At 63.1% G+C, this 21011-nt stretch carries 18 protein-coding genes and 2 tRNA genes; 9 read left to right on the top strand and 11 right to left on the bottom strand.

The window, feature by feature from the left end:
- Positions 1-2: 2 nt before the first annotated feature.
- From edd to HJO_RS03215, 4 genes are all read right to left on the bottom strand, one after another.
- Positions 3-1835 carry a phosphogluconate dehydratase gene (gene edd, locus HJO_RS03230; protein ID WP_035614413.1) on the bottom strand — a complete coding sequence of 611 codons (1833 nt, stop codon included), beginning with the start codon at positions 1833-1835 and terminating at the stop codon, positions 3-5.
- Positions 1835-2545 carry a 6-phosphogluconolactonase gene (pgl, locus tag HJO_RS03225; RefSeq protein WP_051618094.1) on the bottom strand — a complete coding sequence of 237 codons (711 nt, stop codon included), beginning with the start codon at positions 2543-2545 and terminating at the stop codon, positions 1835-1837. The genes edd and pgl overlap by 1 nt, the downstream gene beginning before the upstream one ends.
- Positions 2546-2549: 4 nt before the next feature.
- A complete protein-coding gene (gene zwf, locus HJO_RS03220) occupies positions 2550-4019 on the bottom strand; it encodes a glucose-6-phosphate dehydrogenase (RefSeq protein ID WP_035613432.1) in 1470 nt (489 codons plus the stop codon).
- A 156-nt stretch (positions 4020-4175) separates the two neighbouring features.
- The gene (locus tag HJO_RS03215; RefSeq protein ID WP_035613431.1) at positions 4176-5771 is read right to left on the bottom strand and encodes an alpha-amylase family glycosyl hydrolase; all 1596 of its coding nucleotides are present in this window, start codon (positions 5769-5771) and stop codon (positions 4176-4178) included.
- A 195-nt stretch (positions 5772-5966) separates the two neighbouring features.
- Between HJO_RS03215 and HJO_RS03210 the strand changes: the two genes are divergently transcribed.
- Entirely contained in the window at positions 5967-6458 is a 492-nt protein-coding gene (locus tag HJO_RS03210) for a flavin reductase family protein (RefSeq protein ID WP_035613429.1), read from the top strand.
- 4 nt (positions 6459-6462) lie between these two features.
- Here HJO_RS03210 and HJO_RS03205 read toward each other — a convergent pair whose 3' ends face one another.
- Positions 6463-8157, bottom strand: a complete 1695-nt coding sequence (locus tag HJO_RS03205; protein ID WP_035613426.1) for a sensor histidine kinase — start codon at positions 8155-8157, stop codon at positions 6463-6465.
- A 104-nt stretch (positions 8158-8261) separates the two neighbouring features.
- On the opposite strand from HJO_RS03205, the gene HJO_RS03200 reads away from it, so the two are divergent.
- Positions 8262-9545: an FAD-dependent oxidoreductase gene (locus tag HJO_RS03200; RefSeq protein WP_051618092.1), complete on the top strand. Its 1284-nt coding sequence runs from the start codon at positions 8262-8264 to the stop codon at positions 9543-9545.
- 21 nt (positions 9546-9566) lie between these two features.
- Here HJO_RS03200 and HJO_RS03195 read toward each other — a convergent pair whose 3' ends face one another.
- From HJO_RS03195 to tuf, 4 genes are all read right to left on the bottom strand, one after another.
- On the bottom strand, positions 9567-10433 hold the full coding sequence (locus tag HJO_RS03195; RefSeq protein ID WP_035613422.1) for an alpha/beta fold hydrolase: 867 nt from the start codon (positions 10431-10433) through the stop codon (positions 9567-9569).
- 74 nt (positions 10434-10507) lie between these two features.
- Positions 10508-10583: transfer RNA gene (locus HJO_RS03190), tRNA-Trp, on the bottom strand.
- A gap of 86 nt (positions 10584-10669) precedes the next feature.
- Positions 10670-11239, bottom strand: a complete 570-nt coding sequence (locus HJO_RS03185; protein ID WP_162173761.1) for a DUF2059 domain-containing protein — start codon at positions 11237-11239, stop codon at positions 10670-10672.
- A gap of 112 nt (positions 11240-11351) precedes the next feature.
- The gene (gene tuf / locus HJO_RS03180) at positions 11352-12542 is read right to left on the bottom strand and encodes an elongation factor Tu (RefSeq protein ID WP_035613416.1); all 1191 of its coding nucleotides are present in this window, start codon (positions 12540-12542) and stop codon (positions 11352-11354) included.
- A gap of 218 nt (positions 12543-12760) precedes the next feature.
- On the opposite strand from tuf, the gene pgi reads away from it, so the two are divergent.
- From pgi to HJO_RS03145, 7 genes are all read left to right on the top strand, one after another.
- Entirely contained in the window at positions 12761-14311 is a 1551-nt protein-coding gene (gene pgi, locus HJO_RS03175; RefSeq protein WP_035613415.1) for a glucose-6-phosphate isomerase, read from the top strand.
- Positions 14312-14315: 4 nt separating this feature from the next.
- The gene (locus tag HJO_RS03170; protein WP_035613413.1) at positions 14316-15365 is read left to right on the top strand and encodes a ribonuclease E/G; all 1050 of its coding nucleotides are present in this window, start codon (positions 14316-14318) and stop codon (positions 15363-15365) included.
- The gene (locus tag HJO_RS03165; protein WP_051618090.1) at positions 15362-15583 is read left to right on the top strand and encodes a DNA gyrase inhibitor YacG; all 222 of its coding nucleotides are present in this window, start codon (positions 15362-15364) and stop codon (positions 15581-15583) included. The genes HJO_RS03170 and HJO_RS03165 overlap by 4 nt, the downstream gene beginning before the upstream one ends.
- 56 nt (positions 15584-15639) lie before the next feature.
- Positions 15640-15714, top strand: a tRNA-Phe gene (locus HJO_RS03160).
- Positions 15715-15896: 182 nt separating this feature from the next.
- Positions 15897-17297, top strand: coding sequence for an alpha,alpha-trehalose-phosphate synthase (UDP-forming) (locus HJO_RS03155; RefSeq protein ID WP_035613411.1), 1401 nt, complete (start codon positions 15897-15899; stop codon positions 17295-17297).
- A gap of 8 nt (positions 17298-17305) precedes the next feature.
- Complete coding sequence (gene otsB / locus HJO_RS03150; protein ID WP_035613409.1) at positions 17306-18037, top strand: trehalose-phosphatase; 732 nt, start codon at positions 17306-17308, stop codon at positions 18035-18037.
- On the top strand, positions 18034-19803 hold the full coding sequence (locus HJO_RS03145) for a glycoside hydrolase family 15 protein (protein WP_035613407.1): 1770 nt from the start codon (positions 18034-18036) through the stop codon (positions 19801-19803). Before otsB ends, HJO_RS03145 begins: the two co-directional genes overlap by 4 nt.
- Before the next feature lie 3 nt (positions 19804-19806).
- Here HJO_RS03145 and HJO_RS03140 read toward each other — a convergent pair whose 3' ends face one another.
- Both HJO_RS03140 and HJO_RS03135 read right to left on the bottom strand, forming a co-directional pair.
- The gene (locus HJO_RS03140; RefSeq protein WP_035613405.1) at positions 19807-20436 is read right to left on the bottom strand and encodes a GNAT family N-acetyltransferase; all 630 of its coding nucleotides are present in this window, start codon (positions 20434-20436) and stop codon (positions 19807-19809) included.
- Positions 20433-21005 (bottom strand): hypothetical protein, encoded by a 573-nt coding sequence (locus HJO_RS03135; protein ID WP_035613403.1) that lies wholly within the window; start codon positions 21003-21005, stop codon positions 20433-20435. The genes HJO_RS03140 and HJO_RS03135 overlap by 4 nt, the downstream gene beginning before the upstream one ends.
- Positions 21006-21011: the final 6 nt, after the last annotated feature.

The raw sequence follows: 21011 nt of genomic DNA, 5'->3' as shown, positions 1-21011 counted from the left end.
GCTCAGTCTCCACCGGCCAGAAAGGAGAACTGGCTCGCCCCGGTATCCGCATGGCCGGCCATCGCCCTGAAATACGAGAACATTTCCCGACCGAGCCCCGTCGACGACTCATTCGGGCGGAACGGCGCCGATTCGCGCTTGGCGAACGTGTCGGGATCCACATTGATATCCAGTGTTCCCTTTTCCGAATCAAAGACGATGACGTCACCGTCCATCACACGCGCCAGCGGCCCGCCGCGAGCCGCTTCAGGGCTGACATGAATGGCTGACGGAATCTTGCCGCTGGCACCCGACATCCGCCCGTCAGTGACGAGCGCGACCCGGTATCCCCGATCCTGAAGTATACCCAGGATGGGCGTCATGTTGTGCAGTTCGGGCATGCCATTGGCGGCCGGCCCCTGGAACCTGACAACCGCGACGAAGTCCCTGTCGAGGCGCCCGGCAGCGAATGCCTCCTTCAGGGCCGCCTGAGATTCAAACACAATCGCCGGAGCCTCGACCACCCGGTTTTCCGGCTTCACGGCTGACACCTTGCTGACACCGCGCCCGAGAGGCCCGTTCATCAGGCGCAGCCCGCCATCTTTGGAAAACGGGTCAGATGCCGGCCGGAGGATATCCAGGTCGGCGCTGGCCGCCGGGGCATCCCGCCACACGACAGCACCATCTTCGAGATACGGCTCGCGATCATAGCCGGATATCGGGCCAGCCACCCCCTGCGCGTCGCCATCCAGCAGCCCGGCCCCCAGCAGTTCCCGCACCAGGTAGCCCATGCCGCCTGCGGCGTGGAAATGGTTCACGTCGGACGGGCCATTCGGATAAATCCGCGCCAGCAACGGCGTCACAGCGCTGATGTCGGCGAAATCTTCCAGGGTGATATTGATGCCCGCAGCAGCCGCCATCGCAGGAATATGCAGCGCATGGTTGGTCGACCCGCCAGTCGCCATGAGGCCCACAGTGCCGTTCACGATGGACCGTTCATCAATCATTTCGCCGGCCGGGAGGTACGTGCCACCCTGCGCGGTGAGTTCCGCCGCGCGCTGGGTCGCCGCCCGCGTCAGCGCTTCGCGCAGCGGCGTTCCGGGATTGGTGAAGGCGGCTCCCGGCAGATGGAAGCCCATGACTTCCATCAGCATCTGATTCGAATTGGCTGTGCCGTAGAAGGTGCACGTGCCTTGCGAGTGGTAGCTCTCGGACTCCGCCTTGAGCAGGGCGTCCCGGCCAACCTTGCCCTCGGCAAACAGTTGCCTGATCCGCACCTTTTCCGGATTCGGCAGGCCCGACGGCATCGGCCCCGCCGGCACGAATACCGATGGCAGCCAGCCGAACCGCAGGGCAGCGATCACCAGGCCCGGCACGATCTTGTCGCAGACGCCGAGATGCAGCGCTGCGTCGAACACGTCATGGCTGAGACCGATGGCTGAGGCCATGGCAATCACATCGCGCGAGAACAGGGACAGTTCCATGCCCTCCTGGCCTTGCGTGACGCCATCACACATCGCGGGCACGCCGCCGGCGACCTGCGCAATCGCGCCCACGTCCCGGGCCGCCTTGCGGATGATGTCAGGGTAGGATTCGAACGGGGCGTGCGCCGACAGCATGTCATTATAGGCCGTGATGATGCCGATATTGGGCCAGCCTGCGCCGAGCAGTTCTGCCTTTTCGATCACCGCGCAGCCCGCCGAGGCGTGCGCGAGGTTTCCCTCTGTCTTCTTGAGCCGGGCAAACGTATCCGGCCGGCGCGCCCGGATCATGTCCAGGTAGGCCGTCCGCGTGTCGACGGATCGCGCCCGGATCCGCTCTGTCACTTCAACGATTTTCGGATGCATTTCATTCATCAGGGTGCCCATATGACCGTCAGACGCGGCCCCAGTCCATCAATGGCGTAACGCACCGGCATCAGGACAGGGTCCGCCAACAGTGCGTTTTCAAATACGGCGCGCTTTTCGGCGCCGAATATCAGCAGGATCGCCGCGTCCGAATCGATGATTGCAGGCCCGGTCAGCGTCAGGCGATCTGTATGGGCCCCGGCGACCGGGCACCCCGTGGCATCGATCGCGGCCACGGCGGTCGACGCGTCGGCGTGCAGGGCGCCATCAAGTCCAGCCGCATTCGGGAACCAGCTGGCCGTGTGGCCATCATTGCCCATGCCCAGCAGGATCAGGTCGATCGGATCGCAATGCGGGCGATAGGCCTGGTTGCGATCTGGCGCAGCAGATTCGGCATTGGCATGCCAGGTCTTCATCGGCAGGAAGCCGGCGGCGCCGGCCTTGCCGGTCAGAAGCCGCTTTCGGACAAGGGCCTCATTCGACCCCTCATCCTCGGGGCTGACCCAGCGCTCGTCGACCAGGCCGACCGTGACCCGCTCCCATGCCAGCCTTGCATTGGACAGGCGACGGAACATCGGCGCCGGAGTCGTCCCGCCCGACACCATGAAACTTGCGTGCCCGGATTCCTCGATCGCGGATTCCAGCACGCCCAGCGCCATGCGGGCGGCAAAATCCGCTGCGTCATCGCGTGTCGCCTGGGGCAGGAATTCGTGCTTCATCCGGTCATGCGCCCTGATACCATTCGCGGCCGTCGCGATCCATCAGCATGGCTGCCGCCAGCGGCCCGGTGCTGCCCGCAGCGTAGACTTCCGGTGCTTCACCGGACTGCTCCCAGGCATCAATGAGCCCATCGACCCATGCCCATGCCGCCTCGACTTCGTCCCGCCGCATGAACAGGGAGAGGTTGCCCCGCACGACGTCCATCAACAGGCGTTCATAGGCGTCCGGATAACGCACGGTGAAACTTTCGGCATAGGAAAGGTTCAGTGGCAGCGATTTCACACGCAGGCCACCAGGGCCCGGTTCCTTGATCTGGACGTAGAGGCGCACGCCTTCATCCGGCTGCAGGCGAATGACCAGCCTGTTGACGGCGTCATTGCCGGCGCCAAACAGGGAATACGGCGTCGGCCGGAACTGGATGACGATATCGGAATGGCGGGACGGCAGGCGTTTGCCGGTGCGAAGGTAGAACGGCACACCCGCCCATCGCCAATTGTCGATGGATGCCTTGATCGCCACGAACGTCTCGGTCTGGCTGTTGTGACCATTCGACAATTCGTCAAGATAGCCCTTTACCGGCTCGCTGCCCCGCACGCCGGCCTTGTATTGCCCCCGCACCGTGATGCGCTTGGCTGCCTCGCCGGTGATCGGAGTCAGCGCATTGAGAACCTTGATCTTTTCAGTCCGGATATCATCGTCGTCGAGATGGTTGGGTGGTTCCATCGCGGTCAGGCACAGCAACTGGAGCATGTGGTTCTGGACCATGTCGCGCAGCGCGCCGGACTTGTCGTAATAATCCGCGCGCCCTTCGAGCCCCAGGTCTTCGGCGACGGTGATCTGGACATGGTCGATATAGTTGCGCGACCAGATCGGCTCGAACAGGATATTGGCGAAGCGCAACACCAGCAGGTTCTGGACAGTTTCCTTGCCGAGATAATGGTCGATCCGGAATATCTGGCGTTCGGCGAAGACCGCGCCGACCCCGTTATTGATCTCACGGGCAGATTCCAGATCGGTGCCGATCGGCTTTTCCAGCACGACACGGCTCTGCGGTGTCACCAGGCCTTCCCGGCCGAGGGCTTCGCTGATGCTGACGTACAGGCGCGGTGACGTGGCCAGGTAGAAGACGCAAGGCCGCTCAGGCGCGTCGGCGATGCTGGCCTTCAGGGCCGGCCAGTCGCCATCCGGGGCGGTCGCATCAATCGACACATATTCGATCAGCCTTTCGAAGCCCTTCCAGGCCGTCGCGTCCCAATTGGCGCCAGACGCCGTCTCGCAGGCCTCCTTCGCCATCGCGCGATAGGCCTTTGTCGTCATCTCGGACCGCGCCGTCCCGACAATCCGGCTGGTTTCTGATATCTGGCCGTCGACCCAGCGGTGATAGAGTGCAGGCAACAGCTTCCGGCGGGACAAGTCGCCGGTGCCGCCAAAGATCACGATATCAAAGGGATCAACTGGTATGAATTTAGCCATCGTGGTGCGTTTCTCCAAATCCCATGGCCTTCAGAACCCGCCACACGGCCACCGAATACTATGTTTTGCGACCCTGACAAATTCTCTCTGCGTCACAACGTTTAACAAAATGAGACCGCTAACATATTGACCATTGCACAGTCCATGCGGTCGAGACTACAAAATTAGGGCAGAATGGGGCGGAACGCCGCAATCCACGTCCTTTTCCCACCCTGATGAGACCAGCGGTTGCCCCTGTACAGGCACAGATGCCGGCCTTTGGACGGGAACCTCGCCGAGATTGAAGATGCAGAGCCGCTCCTCGTCGGCCGTCCGCCGCCGAAAGACGAGCAGCGGCGCGTCCATGTCCACGAATTCAATGTCCCCCCGGCACAGCGCCGGAGATGCATTGCGCACGGCGATGCACCGGCGTGTGAATTCCAGCACCGAATCCGGGTCGGCATCCTGGACTGAAACGGCAAGATCGGCATGGCCTGCCCCCAATGGCAACCAGGGGGTTCCAGTCGAAAACCCGGCATTCGGCGCCTGCGCGTCCCACGGCATGGGCGTGCGGGCCCCGTCCCGGCCCAGCGTGCGGGGCCAGTTGGCGATCGCCTCCGGATCCTGCAGTCGTTCGAACGGAACATCGGCCTGCGGCAGCCCCAGTTCCTCGCCCTGGTACAGGATCGGATTGCCCCTGAGGCACAGCAGCAGCGCATTGGTCAGTTTCGCGAACCGGGCCCGATCAGGCCCTTCATACCAGCGGCTGACGCAACGCGGCGCATCATGGTTGGAAAATGCCCATGATGGCCAGCCTTCCTCGACCGGCCCCGTCCAGTTGCCCTGCGCCCGCTTCACACGCCCGGGTGTCAGGGTTCCGGCATACAGGAAATCGAAACTGTAGGCCGAACTCAACCGGCCATTGCCCTCAGTGAACGCGCGCATTTCCGGCAGCGGGTCCGGACCGGCCACCTCGGCCACCGTGAAGATGTCGCCGAACTCATCCGTCAGCGCCCTCACGCGTTCGAGGAACGTGGCAATGTCGGGATGGGACTGGTTATGAATGTGATGTTGCAGGTCAAACGGGCGGGTGATCGTCCGGCCCGCCGGGTCCCAGGGCGGATTGTCCGTGAAGTCTGGATCGAACATCGAGAAGTTGATCGCATCCAGCCTGAACCCGTCGACGCCCCGCTCAAGCCAGAATCGCGAACTGTCCAGCAGCGCCTGCTGGACCGCCGCGTTGCGCAGGTTCAGCTGCGGCTGGCCGGGCAGGAAATTGTGCATGTAGTACTGCTGCCGGCGCGCATCCCATGTCCATGCCGCGCCACCGAACACCGCCTGCCAATTGTTGGGCGGCGTGCCGTCCGCGTTCGCGTCTTGCCAAACGTACCAGTCTTCCTTCGGATTGGAGCGATCCTGACGGCTCTGCGTGAACCAGGGGTGCAGGTCTGACGTGTGCGCCAGAACCTGGTCGATGATGACTTTCAGGCCACGCGCGTGCGCTGCGTCCAGCAGGCGGTCGAAATCGTCGAGCGTCCCGAAAATCGGATCGACATCGCAATAGTCGGCCACGTCGTATCCGAAGTCCTTCATGGGTGAGGTGAAGAAGGGGGAAATCCAGATGCCCGCGACGCCCAGCGACGCAATATGGTCGAGCTGCGCGGTAATGCCGGCAAGGTCGCCGATACCATCGCCATTGGTGTCGCAATAACTCCGCGGATACACTTGGTAGATCACTGCACCGCGCCACCAGGGGCCATCCGTGACACTCATCGAGAACCCTCCCACGCCTGCCATCCGCCAAAATCGGACGCCTGTTCAAGGCATCGAAGTATTTTGCAGCGCCGTCAACGACGCCCGCAATTCAGGCTTCCCGAGGGCCTCACACGCGCGGTCGAGCGCTGCGAACGGCAATTTCTTCTGCAATCTCGCTTTGTCCGCGCCGCAAAGCGACTTAGATGTCGGGATATGGATTTCGATACCCGCACTTTCCGAAACGCGCTCGGCCTGTTCGTGACAGGCGTTACAGTGATCACGTCCCGCGACCCGCAGGGACGCCCGTTTGGCGTGACGGCCAACAGCTTCAACTCTGTCTCGATGGACCCGCCCCTGATCCTCTGGTCGCTCGCCCGGACCGCACGCTGCCTTCCGGACTTCGAGGCAGCCGACCACTTTTGCGTCCACATCCTGCGGGAAGACCAGGCCGAACTGTCGCGCCAGTTCTCGAGAAGCAGTATCGACCGTTTCGAGGGTGTGGAGACGGAGACCGGCACAGGGGGCGTGCCGATACTCACCAGCAGTGCTGCACGGCTCGAATGTGAAACCTACGGCCAGCACGATGGCGGCGACCATGTGATATTCCTGGGCCGGGTCCTGCGCATCATGGCTGACCATTCCGCGCGGCCGCTATTGTACCACGGCGGGCGTTACGCGGTCCTGTCGGATACGGTGTCGGACTAGCCGATCAGACCAGGTCGCGGGTGGGTTCGGGTTGCTGCTGGCGGTCTGCGCCGGTGACACAGCGGCTTGGCGGAATAACCAGGAACGCGCTCGTCCCGCGGCCTTCATGGCTGTCCAGCAGGACGTCACCATCATGCTGGCGTGCCAGTTTCCGGCTGACCGTGAGTCCGAGGCCAACGCCGCGCCCATCCTTGAACTCGTTCGCCCGGCCGCCCTGGAAGAATGGCTCGAACGCCTGGTCCATGTCCTGCTTGGCCATGCCGGCACCCCTGTCACGGACCATCAGCAGAATGCCGCGTCCCACGATTCGCGACACTTTCACGGTGATCGGCGATTTCGACCCGTGCTCGAATGCATTGGTGACCAGGTTCTGGACGATTCGCTCGAGCGCCGTGCGGTCATAATAGACCTTCGGCAATCCGGGCTCCATCGACACCTGCAATGGCACTGACAGGTATGCCGGCGAGGCCAGCCTCACCCGGCCGACGGCGCTGTTCACGATTTCCGCCAGTTCCACCACTTCTTCCTCGGCGGTCACGGTCTCGCGGTTCAGCTTCGAGAAGCTGATGATCTGGTCGATGATGCCGCCGAGATAGGACGCATGCTTGCGGATCTGGTCGGCGTAGCGGCGGAATTCCGTCTCATCGAAAGGAATGTTGGAATCCGACCCCATCAGGCCGGAACAGCCGACGATGACGTCCAGCGGCACCTTGAGTTCGCGGCTCATCGAATTGAGGAAGCGCGTCTTGGCTGCATCCGCGGTCTCGGCTTCCTCCTTGGCAATCTCGATTTCGCGCTTGCTCTGTTCCAAGTCCGTCACATCGGTGTGCAGGATGACGTGCCCGCCGTTCGGGACGGATTCGACGGATTTCTGCCAGTAGCGGTCACCGGCCTTCGGCAACCGGCGCGACCCGCTTGTCAGGTCTGCCTCTGTGCCGGAGAAAAAGGCCTTGTGCAGGTCGTTCTGGACCAGGACGTTGCCCTTGGCATCAAGGTAGGCGAACGCCTGGCCACTGGCGTTCAGGGCTCCAATCAGGATCTGGTGGGAATCGGTGGCGCGGATCCGGGATTCGACGTTCGAAACGAAGGTCATGAATGTCCGCTTCATGCCGAAATACACAGCCAGGATGAACACCAGGATCATGATCGACATGACAACGCTGCTCGCCGGCTGCGAAATCGCGACAAATGTCAGCAGGGTCAGGACCGCGGCTGTCGCATATCTCAGCGCCACGCGCGGCACGGATGGCAGCAGCGCAGACATGCCTGCAATCATCGGCAGGGTCAGCAACGTCGCGTAAAGCATCGCGCTTCCAGCATCGCCACCCACAAAGAACGGCAGGGATCCCCAGACCCCGCCGAACAGGAAAGCCAGCCATTCCGAGCGGCGCAGATAGCGCCCGCTGACCGCATTGGGCCGCCCCCTGCCCCGCTTCAGGATCGCGTCGATCACCAGCACGGCCGCGAGAAGCCAGTTCAGGAACAGCCAGAACCGCAGCGACGTATTGTCGAGGCTCTGTTCGATCATGATTGTCGTGGCGGTCGAGTTGACCAGCATAACGCCGGCCATGGTTGCCGTGTGGCTGGCAAAGGCCAGATGCTGCTCCAGCAGCACGACACGGTCCACCGCTGTAGCGCTTGGATGCTTGCGCTGCAGCAGGTACTTCAGGAAGGCTATTTGTGAACCGGGTGTCGCCATTCCGATTGAATACCGCCATTTGGTGAAAATCAGCCTTGTCACCGTGAGGTAACTTTATGAAACTGAAAGGGAATTCGTTAATATTTAGAGTTGATGGACAGCCTGTGAACACCGCGGATCGCTTCAGGATTGCAGTTATTGGCGCGGGCCCGGCGGGCCTGAGCGCTGCGCATTTCCTCCGCGAAAAAGGGTTTGATCCGGTCGTTTATGAAGCCAGTGACCGTATAGGCGGAAAGTCATTCTCGATCATTAACGGCGACCACCTGAACGAGATGGGGACCTGCTACACGACCCGTTCCCACAAGATGGTGAAGGGCTGGATGAAGGCCCACGGCATCACGCTGAAACGCCTCGGCCTGGCGCTTTTCGACGGCGAACCCGTGGTCAACTACGTCCGGCACGGGGCGGGCCAGCCCCTGCCCTACCAGGTCATCAGGTTCATCCGGAAGGCTGGCACCCTGCGAAAAGCGATTCGGGACCGGCCGGACGACCCGGACGTGAGGCGGGAAGCCTCGATGTCGACAATCGAATGGGTCCGCGCGCTGGATATCCCGAAAATCGAGCGCGCCATGCACCGGATTCAGACGACGCAGGGCTACGGCTATGTTGATGAGGCGACGATCGGCCAGACCGTGCAATGGTGCGACCTGCAATACCTCCTGTCCGGTGTCCTGAACGACCTGCACATGCCCGAACAAGGCTGGTCGACATTCTGGCAGCGATTCGCCAGCGGATTTGACGTGCGGCTGGATTCACGCGTGATCGGTCTCGACCGGTCCGGCAGCAAGCCAGTCATCCATACGGCGGACACGGAAGCCGAATATGACGCCGTGTTATCGACCGTGCCCATGCAGGTCTTCACGACATTCGCGAAGGCAAGCAGCCTGGAACAGGCCGTCGCAGACGGAATCGACTGGAAGAACTATACAACCACACTGATCGCATCGAACGACTGGTTCACCGGGCACCAGGTGATCGGCTATTCCCGGGCGTCCCGCGACAGCAGCCTGCGGGGCGCTATTCTCGGCGGTCGCGCGGAAGGCGAGAGCGCGGACCTTGGCGGACGGCTGTATGTGACCGGCCAGTTTTCCGACGGGCTGACACCGGACGAATTGCGGGAAATCCTGTATGCGGACGCCGCGCTGCACGGCTTCACGATCAACAACGTCGTGTTTCAGAAGTCCTGGCAGTACTTTCCGCAATACCGGCCTGAAGCCGTGGCCGACGGCCTGTTCGGCAACCTGCTGAGGGTCCAGGGACACCAGCGCACCTGGTTCAGCGGATCGACCTTCTCCCATGAACTTGTTTCGAGTGTCGTTGCGCGCAGCGAAGTTGTGGTGAATGCCATGCTGGCCACGCTCAAGGCCGAAGCGCGCGAGGCCGCCTGAACCGGAGCCGGGCAGCGGACCTCAGAGGAACGCCCGCAAATCAGCGATGAACCGGTCGAACTGGTCATGGTGCAGCCAGTGCCCGGCATTCTCGTAGAGCTTCACTTCAGCATTCTGGAAGTGCTTGAGGCGCCCATCCTCTGCGGGATTGGAGGCCCAGCTCTTTTCCCCATACAGCAGCAACGTCGGACAGGTGATCTGGCTCCACAATGTCTCGATGGCGTCATGGGGGATGTCATAGGGCGTCATCACGCGGAAATAATTGTCGAATTTCCACGAATATGTGCCGTCCTCGTTCTGGCTGATGCCGTGGATCGTCAGGTGGCGGGCCTGTTCATCGGAAAGGTAGCTGTTTTCGGTCTTCATGCGCTGGTAGGCGTCCTCCAAGGTCGCATATTTCTTGGATGTGCGCCCGGCGGCAGCGCGTTTGGAATCGATCCAGTCGCGCATGCGCTTTCCGGGCGGCGCGCTGAAGTGTTCCTTGAGCACCTTGGGTGAGGGACCAAGGCCTTCGATGGCGACGATCCGGCGGACTTTCTCCGGATAGATTCCGGCATAGCGCAATGAAATCGCGCCGCCATAGGAATGCGACACCAGCGTGACCGGTTCAAGCTTCTGCTGATGGATCAGCTGGGCGAGATCGTAGACACAGGCGCGAACCGAATATTCGCCGTCTTCCGACCATGCGCTGTCGCCGTGACCGCGCAGGTCCGGCGCGACGACATGCCAGTCACGACTCAGTTCCTGAGCCACCCAATCCCAGCTGCGGCAATGGTCGCGGCCGCCATGCACCAGGACCAGTGGCGGTGCCTCGGCATTGCCCCAGTCGACATAGTGCAGGCGCAGGCGCTGGGAAATGAAACTCTGTGAGGTCGGTCCGGTGATCATGGCACCAGACTAGGGTGTGATCGGCTGCGAGTCATCACGCGTGCCAGCCCAAACTGATCGATTGCTGAAATGCCTGGCAGGGGCAGTAGGACTCGAACCTACGACACCCGGTTTTGGAGACCGGTACTCTACCAACTGAGCTATACCCCTTCAGGCGAAGCGGTGGTTTGCCCGAAATGGGCGCAGGCCGCAAGACGCGATTACCGCAATATCCACCGCCACCAACCCGATAAGTTTCAGCGCTCGGCAGGCATCTCGGCCACTTCGGGCAGAACATACAGGTCGCGCAGTTCCGCCTGGGTCGATTTCAGTGTTCCACTTGGCCAGTTGCCGGCTTCCATTTCGGCGACCATGGCACGCACTGCCTCTCCGGCGATCTCGCCGCCAATCTCCTCCCCGATCTTCGAGCTTTCCAGCATGATCTGGGGAGTTGCGGCGGCAACTTCCCCGCCTGCCTCTGTTTCAAGGAAGGCGCGGTAAGCCGCAATCGCCTCGGGGGAAAGATTGAGGACGTAGGCTTTCGCCAGGGGTTCGCGCATCCGCTCCAGAATGGCATCCACCATCTGCGTCGTCAGCATTTCCACCACGACAGCCGCGGCATCGTCGGAAAGCGATTTTCCGCTCTTCGCGACCTCGTTTTGCATGTTGCCGAGCATGAGGCCGGCGATCGACGTGAAGGCTGCGCTGAATTGGTCCCTGGTGACTGTCTTGTCGACGATCACACGCGCATCATCAATGGGCTCGGCAAACGCACCGGGCGCCCCTGCAAGCACAGCCAGACAGATAGATCCAAATAGATGTTTCATCCCACGTACCCCCATTTTGCCACTGACATTAAGTGTAACGCCGCATCACGCGCAACGAAAAAGGCCGCTTCCTTTCGGAAGCGGCCTTTGCCGTCAGGACTGGAACCAGTCCCTATTTCTTGATTTCGGACACCACGCCGGCGCCGACGGTACGGCCGCCTTCGCGGATGGCGAAGCGCAGGCCCTTGTCCATGGCGATCGGCTGGATCAGCTCGACATCCATTTTCACGTTATCGCCCGGCAGGACCATTTCCTTGTCGGCCGGCAGCGTCACCACGCCCGTCACGTCGGTCGTGCGGAAGTAGAACTGCGGACGATAATTGGTGAAGAACGGCGTGTGACGGCCACCCTCTTCCTTCGTCAGGATATAGGCCTCGGCTTCGAACGTCGTGTGCGGCGTGATCGAACCCGGCTTGCAGAGAACCTGGCCGCGCTCGACGCCTTCACGGTCGATACCGCGAAGCAGCGCACCGATATTGTCGCCAGCCTGGCCCTGGTCGAGCAGCTTGCGGAACATCTCGACGCCCGTACAGGTCGACTTCACCGTGTCGCGGATACCCACGATCTCGACTTCGTCGCCAACCTTCAGGATGCCCTGTTCGACCCGGCCGGTCACAACCGTGCCGCGGCCAGAGATCGAGAACACGTCTTCCACAGGCATCAGGAACGGCTTGTCCAGCGGACGCTCGGGCGTCGGGATATAGTCGTCCACAGCCTGCATCAGCTCGAGAACCTTGTCCCGGCCGATTTCAGGATTGCGGCCTTCGACAGCGGCCAGCGCGGACCCCGCGATGATCGGAATGTCGTCGCCCGGGAAGTCGTACGAGGTCAGGAGCTCGCGCACTTCCATCTCGACCAGTTCGAGCAGTTCGGCATCATCGACCTGGTCGACCTTGTTCAGGAAGACAACCATGGCCGGCACGCCGACCTGCTTGGCCAGCAGGATGTGCTCGCGCGTCTGCGGCATCGGGCCGTCGGCTGCGTTCACAACCAGGATCGCGCCGTCCATCTGGGCTGCGCCGGTGATCATGTTCTTCACATAGTCGGCGTGGCCGGGGCAGTCGACGTGAGCATAGTGACGGTTGGCCGTCTCGTACTCGACGTGCGCCGTGTTGATCGTGATGCCGCGCGCTTTCTCTTCCGGCGCGGAGTCGATGTCGGCATACGATTTCGCTTCGCCGCCCGATGCTTCCGAAAGAACCATCGAAATCGCCGCCGTCAGCGTCGTCTTGCCATGGTCAACGTGACCAATCGTGCCGATGTTCACGTGCGGCTTGTTGCGTTCAAACTTTGCCTTGCCCATCGGGCTACTCCTTAGCGTGTTCTGGTGTCCGGCCCGCCGGACGTTGATTCATCACGAAATGGCAGGCGGGCTGCCTGTTAAACGCGCCTCATACCCATGTGTGCCATGGGATTCAAGCGTGCATTTGTATCGGCACTGTTGAACCGAGGCGCCCGCTTGCCTAGCGACCCCAAGGCCGGATATGGCAAGGTGCAATCCAAGCTCCGAGGAATCACCAGATGACGCCCGACCTGTCCGCTCATGCCACCCGCCTCCGGAACCAGCCCCTGGCGAGCCTGGCGGCGGCGCGCGCCGGCAATTCCATCCTGTCGGCCTCCGGGTGGCGGATCGAACTGGCGCGGCAATTCCTTGATCCCGAGGCCGACGCCGCGCTGGTCCGGTTCGGCACCCAGGCAGGCCTGGAACAGGCGGCCACAGACCTGTTCTCGGGCGCCATCGTCAATCCGTCCGAACAGCGCCCGGCCCTGCATTGGGCGCTCCGCTCCACCCCGCGCCTTGAAGGCGAAGCCGAAACCGTCCGGCAAAGCGTCCAGCCCGCCTTGCAGTTCGCGCGCGACGTGCGATCCGGCACGATCGTGTCTTCCGGCGGCGCACCCTTCGCCGCCATCGTCCATATCGGCATCGGTGGCTCCGATTTCGGACCGCGCCTGATCGCGGACGCCTTCGGCGACAGTGCGGCACCCGGCATCGACCTGCGGTTTTGCGCGAATGTCGATCCGCTCGACCTCGACCGTGCCCTGGCCGGCCTCAATCCGGCGACGACCCTGGTCATCGGCGTGTCGAAATCCTTCGGAACCGAAGAAACCTTGTACAATCTGGCGCGCGCCCGGGTCTGGCTCGAAGCCGCCCTCGGCGATGCGGCAGCACAGCATCTCGGCCTTGTGACCGCCGCGCCGGCCAAGGCGAAGGAGTGGCTTGGCGGCCGCGATGCGCACGTGTTCGACATGCCGCTCTCGGTCGGCGGGCGCTTCTCGCTCTGGTCTGCGGCGTCGCTCGCCTGCATGATCTATCTCGGTGCCGACACGTTCGTGCGCATCCTGAAGGGTGCGCATGACATGGATGTGCACACCCGCAGCACGCCCCTCGCGGCCAACGTTCCCATGCGCCTTGCCCTGCTGGACTATTGGAACACGTCCGTGCGTGGCGAGCCGATGCGCGTCCTGCTGGCCTATGCCAACCGCCTGCGGATGCTGCCGACATACCTCCAGCAGCTGGAAATGGAATCGAACGGCAAGACCGTGGGGTCGGACGGCGCCGCCGTTCCGGTCGCGACAGCGCCGGCGCTCTGGGGCGGTGAAGGCTCCGTCGGCCAGCATTCCTATCACCAGTGGCTGCACCAGGGCTCCCAGGCCGTGCCCTGCGAATTCATCCTCGCACCCGATCGCAACCGCGACCCTGACGGCATCACCGCCCTCACCGCCCATGCCCTGGCCCAGGCCGAAGTGCTCGCGAATGGCCGGAGCTTCGCAGACGTCAAATCCGAGGAGCCGAACCTGACGGATGCCGTCGCGCACCAGAAAGTCCACGCTGGCGGCCGCCCGTCCACCTTCATGACCCATGCCACATTCAGCCCGGAAGCCTTCGGTGCACTCGTCGCCATGTACGAACACCGCACATACTTCGCCGGCAAGCTGTGGGGCCTCAACCCGTTCGACCAATGGGGCGTCGAGCGCGGCAAGACCATGGCATCGCGCCTGAAGCCGGCACTGGCCGGAACCGGGACAGCCGCTGACCCGGTCACTGCCTCGCTGATCGCGGCGCTGCGCTAGGTCAGTGCCAGTTGTCCGCATCCTGCGCGAAGCGGCAATCGCCGAAACACGCTGGGTCGCGCTCGACGAGACTGGCCGACCTGTCGCCCTCAGGCTGGAGCGCCTGAGCGACCGCGACACACGGGCGAGCTGTGGCGATGTCCTGGATGCGCGGATACGCAAGATCGACATCCGGCAAGGTGGGGGCTTTGCGGAGCTATCACGTGGCGGCGAGGCGTTTGTCCGCTTGTCAGACGGGCACGGCCTGACCGAAGGCGCCGCCGTGTCCGTCCGCGTCGTCACGGAAGCCCGCCGGAACAAGTTGCCGCGTGTCGAGCTGGCGCGGGACGCACGGCAATCTGCCAGCGCCGCAGATCGCTGGGTCTCGGCCCTTCCGGGCGGCGGTTCGGCAAAGGTCGATGACGTTGCCTGCGGCGACCCGGAGGTGGCAGCCGCGTTCGACGAAGCCCTCACGTCCCAGGTCACGCTAACCGGCGGCGGCCTGCTGACGATCGAGCCGACCACGGCGCTCGTTGCCGCCGACATCGACACGGCCGGGCGCAGCGATTCCGGACGGGCCGCGGCGCGGGCGCTGCGGATCAACCTGCAGGCGGCGCAGGCGTTTGCACGCCAGTTGAGCTTGCGCAATCTCGGCGGCGCCGGGGTTCTGGACTGCGTGTCCCCGATCAATCGGGATGCCGGCATCCAGGTGAAGGAAGCCTTCCTCTCGGCGCTCTCCAACGTGTCACACCGGACTGCCCGCGCCCTGCCGCCGTCGGCGTTCGGCTTGCTGGAAGTGTCCGTCGCGTGGGGCGAGACGCCGATTGCAGACCGATTGCATGATCGTGATGGTCGCCCCACCGCCGAAACCCTCTGCCTCGATGGCCTGCGGGATCTCCAGCGGGAAGCATTGGCGCAACCGATGGCAACATTGACGCTCGGCCTGCCTGCGCCGGCCCATGCCTGGATGCAGGCGAGCGGCCTTGACCTGCAACGCCGCCTTGATGAGAAGTTCGGGGCAAGATTGCGGGTAACCCCGCACGAAAAGGATCGTCCGGAGGTGTTCCAGTCATGAGCAAGCCAATTTCGCCGGAAAAACGGGGGCCGAAATGCGCCCAGTGCGGGAAGAAACCGATTGTTGCCGAATACCGGCCCTTCTGTTCCAAGCGATGCGCCGACGTTGACCTCAACCAGTGGCTCAAGGGCGGCTACGCCATACCGGGCCAGCCGGTCGATCCGGCCGACCCTGCTTTGGCGGCGGAGCAATCGGAAGACAACGCAGACGAAGACTGAAAACGGCATGGACAAGCCCTCCTGCCTTCGTTAGATACCGCCTTCCCTGCTGGCCTGCCCGGGTAGCTCAGGGGTAGAGCAGCGGATTGAAAATCCGCGTGTCGGTGGTTCGATTCCGCCCCCGGGCACCATTTCGTCAGAACGGATGCTTGCCAGCTTCGCCTATGCGGCAGCGCCGGCTGCGCCGTGGTTCATCCCATTCGCAGCCATTAGCGCCCAGAAACCGTGCAGGCACCGACAATACGGATTTGCTTTGTGGCACGCGTTTCGGGAACCCGGGCGGCCCATTAGGTGTATGGTCCAGGGAGCAAACATGCCTGAAGACTTGTCATCATCATCGTCACGCCTTGTCGTTGTTTCCAACCGAACCGCGTTCGGCAGCCAGACGCGGGCCGGTGGGCTCGCCGTCGCCCTGTGGGACACGCTCTCAGCCTCGAACGGCCTGTGGATAGGATGGAGCGGCAAGATCTACGATGTGCCGCGGCGCCGGTCGCAGGTCGTCGAAGAGGACGGGATTTCGTTCGCGCTCGCCGACATGTCGAAAGCTGACTATGACGGCTTCTATCTCGGCTACGCCAACAGCGTCCTCTGGCCTGTCATGCACAACCGCTTGGACCTTGCGGTCTTCGACAGTGACTATTTCACCGCCTACAGCGTCATCAACCGGCGTTTTGCCGCCCTGGTTGCCGAACACGCGCACGAAGACGACCTGGTCTGGGTCCAGGACTATCATTTCCTCCTGCTCGCCAAATACATGAAGGAAGACGGGTGGCGTGGCCAGTGCGGCTTTTTCCTGCACGTTCCGTTCCCGGCGCCTGAAGTGTTCCGGTCGATTCCCAACCACCTCGATCTTGCCGCAGGCCTGTGCGCCTATGACGTCGTCGGACTCCAGAGCAGGCATGACGTCGCCAACCTCGCCCGGTACCTGCAGGAAGAAATGGGCGCCGAACGGATCGACAGTGATCGCCTCCGGATTGGCGATCATGTTCTTGTGCTGCGTCACTGCCCGATCGGGATCGACGCCGGCGGCTTCAGCGCTGCCGCAACCAGCGCCCCTGCGGTTCAGGCGTCGCACCGGCTCGAGCGCTTCCTCGGCAGTCGCGACCTGATCATCGGTGTGGACAGGATGGATTATTCGAAGGGCCTGCCGCAACGCTTCGAGGCGATGGCGACCCTGTTCGACAAGTATCCCGAACTGCATGGCAATATCTCGTTCACCCAGATCGCGCCGCCGTCCCGTTCGGTGGTGGAGGAATACGTCCTGCTGCGCCAGCAACTCGACGAGCTCTGCGGGCGCATCAATGGCGACTATGGCGATCTCGACTGGATACCGATCCGCTACCTCGCGCGTGGCTACGACCGCGAAGAATTGGCCGGGCTCTACCGGCTTGCCCGGGTTGGCCTCGTCACACCCTTGCAGGACGGCATGAACCTGGTCGCGAAGGAATATGTCGCCGCCCAGGATCCGGCCAATCCAGGGGTCCTCGTGCTCTCCCAGTTTGCCGGCGCGGCCGACCAGATGCCTGAAGCCCTGATCATCAACCCGCACGACACCGAGTCCGTCGCAGACGCAGTGCACGCCGCCCTGGCCATGCCGCTGGAAGAGCGCCAGCGACGCTGGCAGGCCCTGTACAAGGGCATATGCACCGAAGACATCAACTGGTGGCGCGAGCGGTTCCTCGCTGCGTTTGACATGCAGGTATCGCAAGATTAGGGGGGCCCATGCTTCCTGAGCACGCCGCCGTTCCTGCCCTCCGGGAGGGCGATGCCCTGTTCCTTGATTTTGATGGAACGCTCGCCGCCCTGCAGGACAATGCGGATACGGTGCATATCTCTGCACTGATATCCGACCTTGTCGTCGCCTGCGCGGAAAGGCTGGGAGGGGCATTGGCCATTCTTTCGGGCCGCGACCTTGATGATCTGGCGCAGCGTGTGCCGGATGGTGTCTGGCGGTTCGGCAATCACGGGCTGCGCGGGGCCGCGCCGGGCGAAGCGCCCCAGCCGTTCATCGGCACCCCGCCGCCAGGTCTCGAAGACGCCGTGCTCGCCATCGCACGCCGCTATCCCGGTGTCAGGGTCGAACCCAAAGGGCTCGTACTGGCCATCCATTACCGGGCCGCACCCGATTGTGCCCAGGCTTTGGGCACCGCGTTACGATCGGCGCTTGCACCTTTCGCAACCTATGGACTCCAGCACGGCAAGATGGTCTTCGAAGCCAAGCCGGCGACGGCGAACAAGGGTGCGTGCCTCTTGCGCGCGATGAAGATGGCGCCTTTCGCGGGGCGCAGGCCCGTGATGATCGGAGATGACACGACGGACGAGGATGCGTTCATCGCGTCACACGCCGCCGGCGGAATTGCGGTGAAGGTCGGGGCCGGGCCCACTGCTGCCGACCAGCGCCTGGCATCCATCGAGGATGTGCACCGCCTGCTCAGGGAGTTTGCAGCAAAATGAACGGACTTGACCTTGGCATCATCGGTAACGGCACGATTGCCGGGATCATCAATTCTGGCGGGGACTATCAGTGGCTTTGCCTGCCGCGTTTCGATGGCGAGCCCGTTTTCAACCACCTGCTCGGCGGCGGTGGCCGATTCGACGTCTGGATGGACGACCTGAAGTCTCGCTCTCAATCCTATGATACAAACACTTCGATCCTCCGCACACGCCTTGAATCCGAGGACGGCGCCGTGATGGACATCATCGATTTCGCGCCCCGGTTCGAGCAGCGCGGCCGCGTCTACCGCCCCGCCACGATCGTGCGCCGGTTCCATGTCGTGGCCGGCGCGCCGCGCATCCGCATCACCCTGACCCCTGAAACCGACTGGGGCGGCCGCAAGCTGGCGGCGGTGCGCGGCGTGAACCATATCCGGTTCACCGATGGCGAAATTGCCTTCCGAGTGACCACGGACGCACCAGTGTCCTACGTCATGTCCGGCACCAGCTTCATTCTCGAACAGGACGTGTCCTTCATTCTGGGAGCTGACGAATCCCTCTCCGACACGGTCGACGTGATCACGCTCGACTGGGAAGAACGCACCCGGCAGTACTGGATGAAGTGGTCACGCAGCCTCGCCGTGCCGTTCGAATGGCAGGACGAGGTCATCCGCGCCGCCATCACGCTGAAACTCTGCGTGTTCGAAGAGACCGGCGGTATCGTGGCCGCTCTCACCACATCCATCCCCGAACATGAGGGATCCGAGCGCAATTGGGACTACAGGTTCTGCTGGATCCGCGACGCCTATTTCTCCGTTTCAGCCCTCAATCGCCTTTCGGCAATGGGCACGCTGGAACATTACATGCGCTGGGTTCGCAATATCGTCACCCAGTCGAAAGGCGGCCATATCCAGCCGGTCTACGGCATCGGCCTCGAATCCGTCCTGACGGAAGAACTGGCCCCCAACCTGCCCGGTTTCCGGGACACGGGGCCGGTCCGGCGTGGCAATCAGGCCGCCGAACATATCCAGCACGACGTTTACGGGCAGGTTGTCCTGGGCGTTGCACAGTCCTTTTTCGACCGTCGCCTCCTTTCGCCGCCCGGCGTGCCGGAATTCCGCCAGCTCGAACCGGTTGGCGAGCGCGCCTTTGCGGTGCACGACACGCCCGACGCAGGCATCTGGGAATTCCGCACGATTGCCGACGTGCACACGTCCTCGGCGATCATGTGCTGGGCCGCTTGCGACCGCCTGTCCAGGATCGCCGCGCAGCTCGGCCTGGGCGACCGGCAAGTCTATTGGGCAGAGCGCGCCGCCATCATCCACAAGACGGTCCTGGACAAGGCATGGAACCCTGACGTCAAGGCCTTCACCGCCACCTTCGGCGGCACGGCCCTTGATGCGTCCGTCCTGCTGATGGCCGAGATCGGCTTCCTGGCCGCGACCGACCCGCGCTATATCGCCACCGTCGAGGCGATCGATTCAACCCTGCGCGAAGGCAACCATGTCTATCGCTACAAGACGGCAGACGATTTTGGCCGGCCGAAGACGGCTTTCACGGCCTGCACCTTCTGGCACATCGACGCCCTCTACCGGATCGGCCGGGCCGATGAAGCCCGCGAAATGTTCGAGTCGGTCCTGGCCACCCGCAACCATGTCGGCCTGCTGTCCGAAGACGTCGATCCCGCGACCGGCGAACTCTGGGGCAACTTCCCGCAGACCTATTGCATGGTGGGCATCATCAATTCGGCGGCCTTGCTCAGCAAGCCGTGGACCTCGGTGATCTGACGCCTAGGCCGCCACGTCCGGCCGGTCCGTCCGTGCAACGGATGCGTCGAGCACGCCGGGTGCATCCCACTCGCCTTCCGGACGGATCATGACCATCGGGTCGGAGTCCGGTGCCAGTGCCCGAGGATGCTCTGGCAGGTCTATTTCGATCTCGGCATACTCGAAATCGGAAAACCAGAAGCGCGGACGGTCCGCCGTCAACCGGCACCGAAACGTGCGCGACCAGACAGGCCACAGGCGCGCCTGTATCTGCGCGATCATTCGCCGATAGCCCTTGCGCGTCGCCAGTTCGAACGCTTCGGCCAGCATCACCTGCAGGGCCGGGCGCCCCCGCTGCCCGCGCAACAGCACCACCCGCTCCAGCTTCGCAAACCCGGCAAACCACCGCAGCCGCAACGTTCCCACCGGACTGTCGCCGTCGAAGACCACGAAATGCGTGGCGCAGAAGTCGTTGCCGTCAAACTCTTCCTCATACGGGCAGTCCTGCTCGGCCATGAACACAGCCGCACGGATCGCGACGACTTTCTGGAAATCATCGAGCGTGCGGACAGGGCGCGCCGAATACCGTGCAAAGGCACCATCAGGAACCGGGCGGCAGAGCGCCTGCTCGCCAATTTCCGGATAGGCGCTCATGCGGCCTCGCCCGCCCGCGGCACCAATGCTTCCTGAACGTAGAGGTCAGGCAACCCGCCGGCGACCGGCCGGAATCCGAGACCTTCCATCGACCGCCTGCCATCTTCCGTCGCGCCGCGGGCAAAACACGGAAAGGCGCTGAACAGGTCGACCCGCATGACTGCGGCGGCGGTCATCACGCGCTTGCGCGCCTCGCGCGTCCGGCCGGCATACACGCCGATATAGAAGGCCGAGCAGGGCGCACCCACAGCGCACAAATGGCGCGGGTCCGGGCTTCCGGGCACATAGGTTCCGTTCCGCACGGCCGATTCGCCGAGGGCGCTCAGTGGTAGGGACAGGAACACGCCATCCACCGGGTCGCCCGTCACCCAGGCTGTCATGCCGGTGATCCGGTCCATTTCGGCAATGGCATCGGGCGTGGCAATTTTTGTCGCCATCAGCTCCTCTGCCACGGCAACGCCCTGTTTCAGTTCGGAAAAGCTGGCACGTCGGAAACCGAGTTCCGCCGCTTTCGCGGCGACCCCATCAAGATCGACCACGCTGGTTTTACAATTCACGATTGTGTTCATGCATAT

It is taken from the genome of Hyphomonas johnsonii MHS-2 (assembly GCF_000685275.1).
GTDB lineage: Bacteria > Pseudomonadota > Alphaproteobacteria > Caulobacterales > Hyphomonadaceae > Hyphomonas > Hyphomonas johnsonii.
The sequence above is the reverse complement of the archived record's forward strand: the minus strand, read 5'-3'. Positions and strand labels throughout refer to the sequence as shown.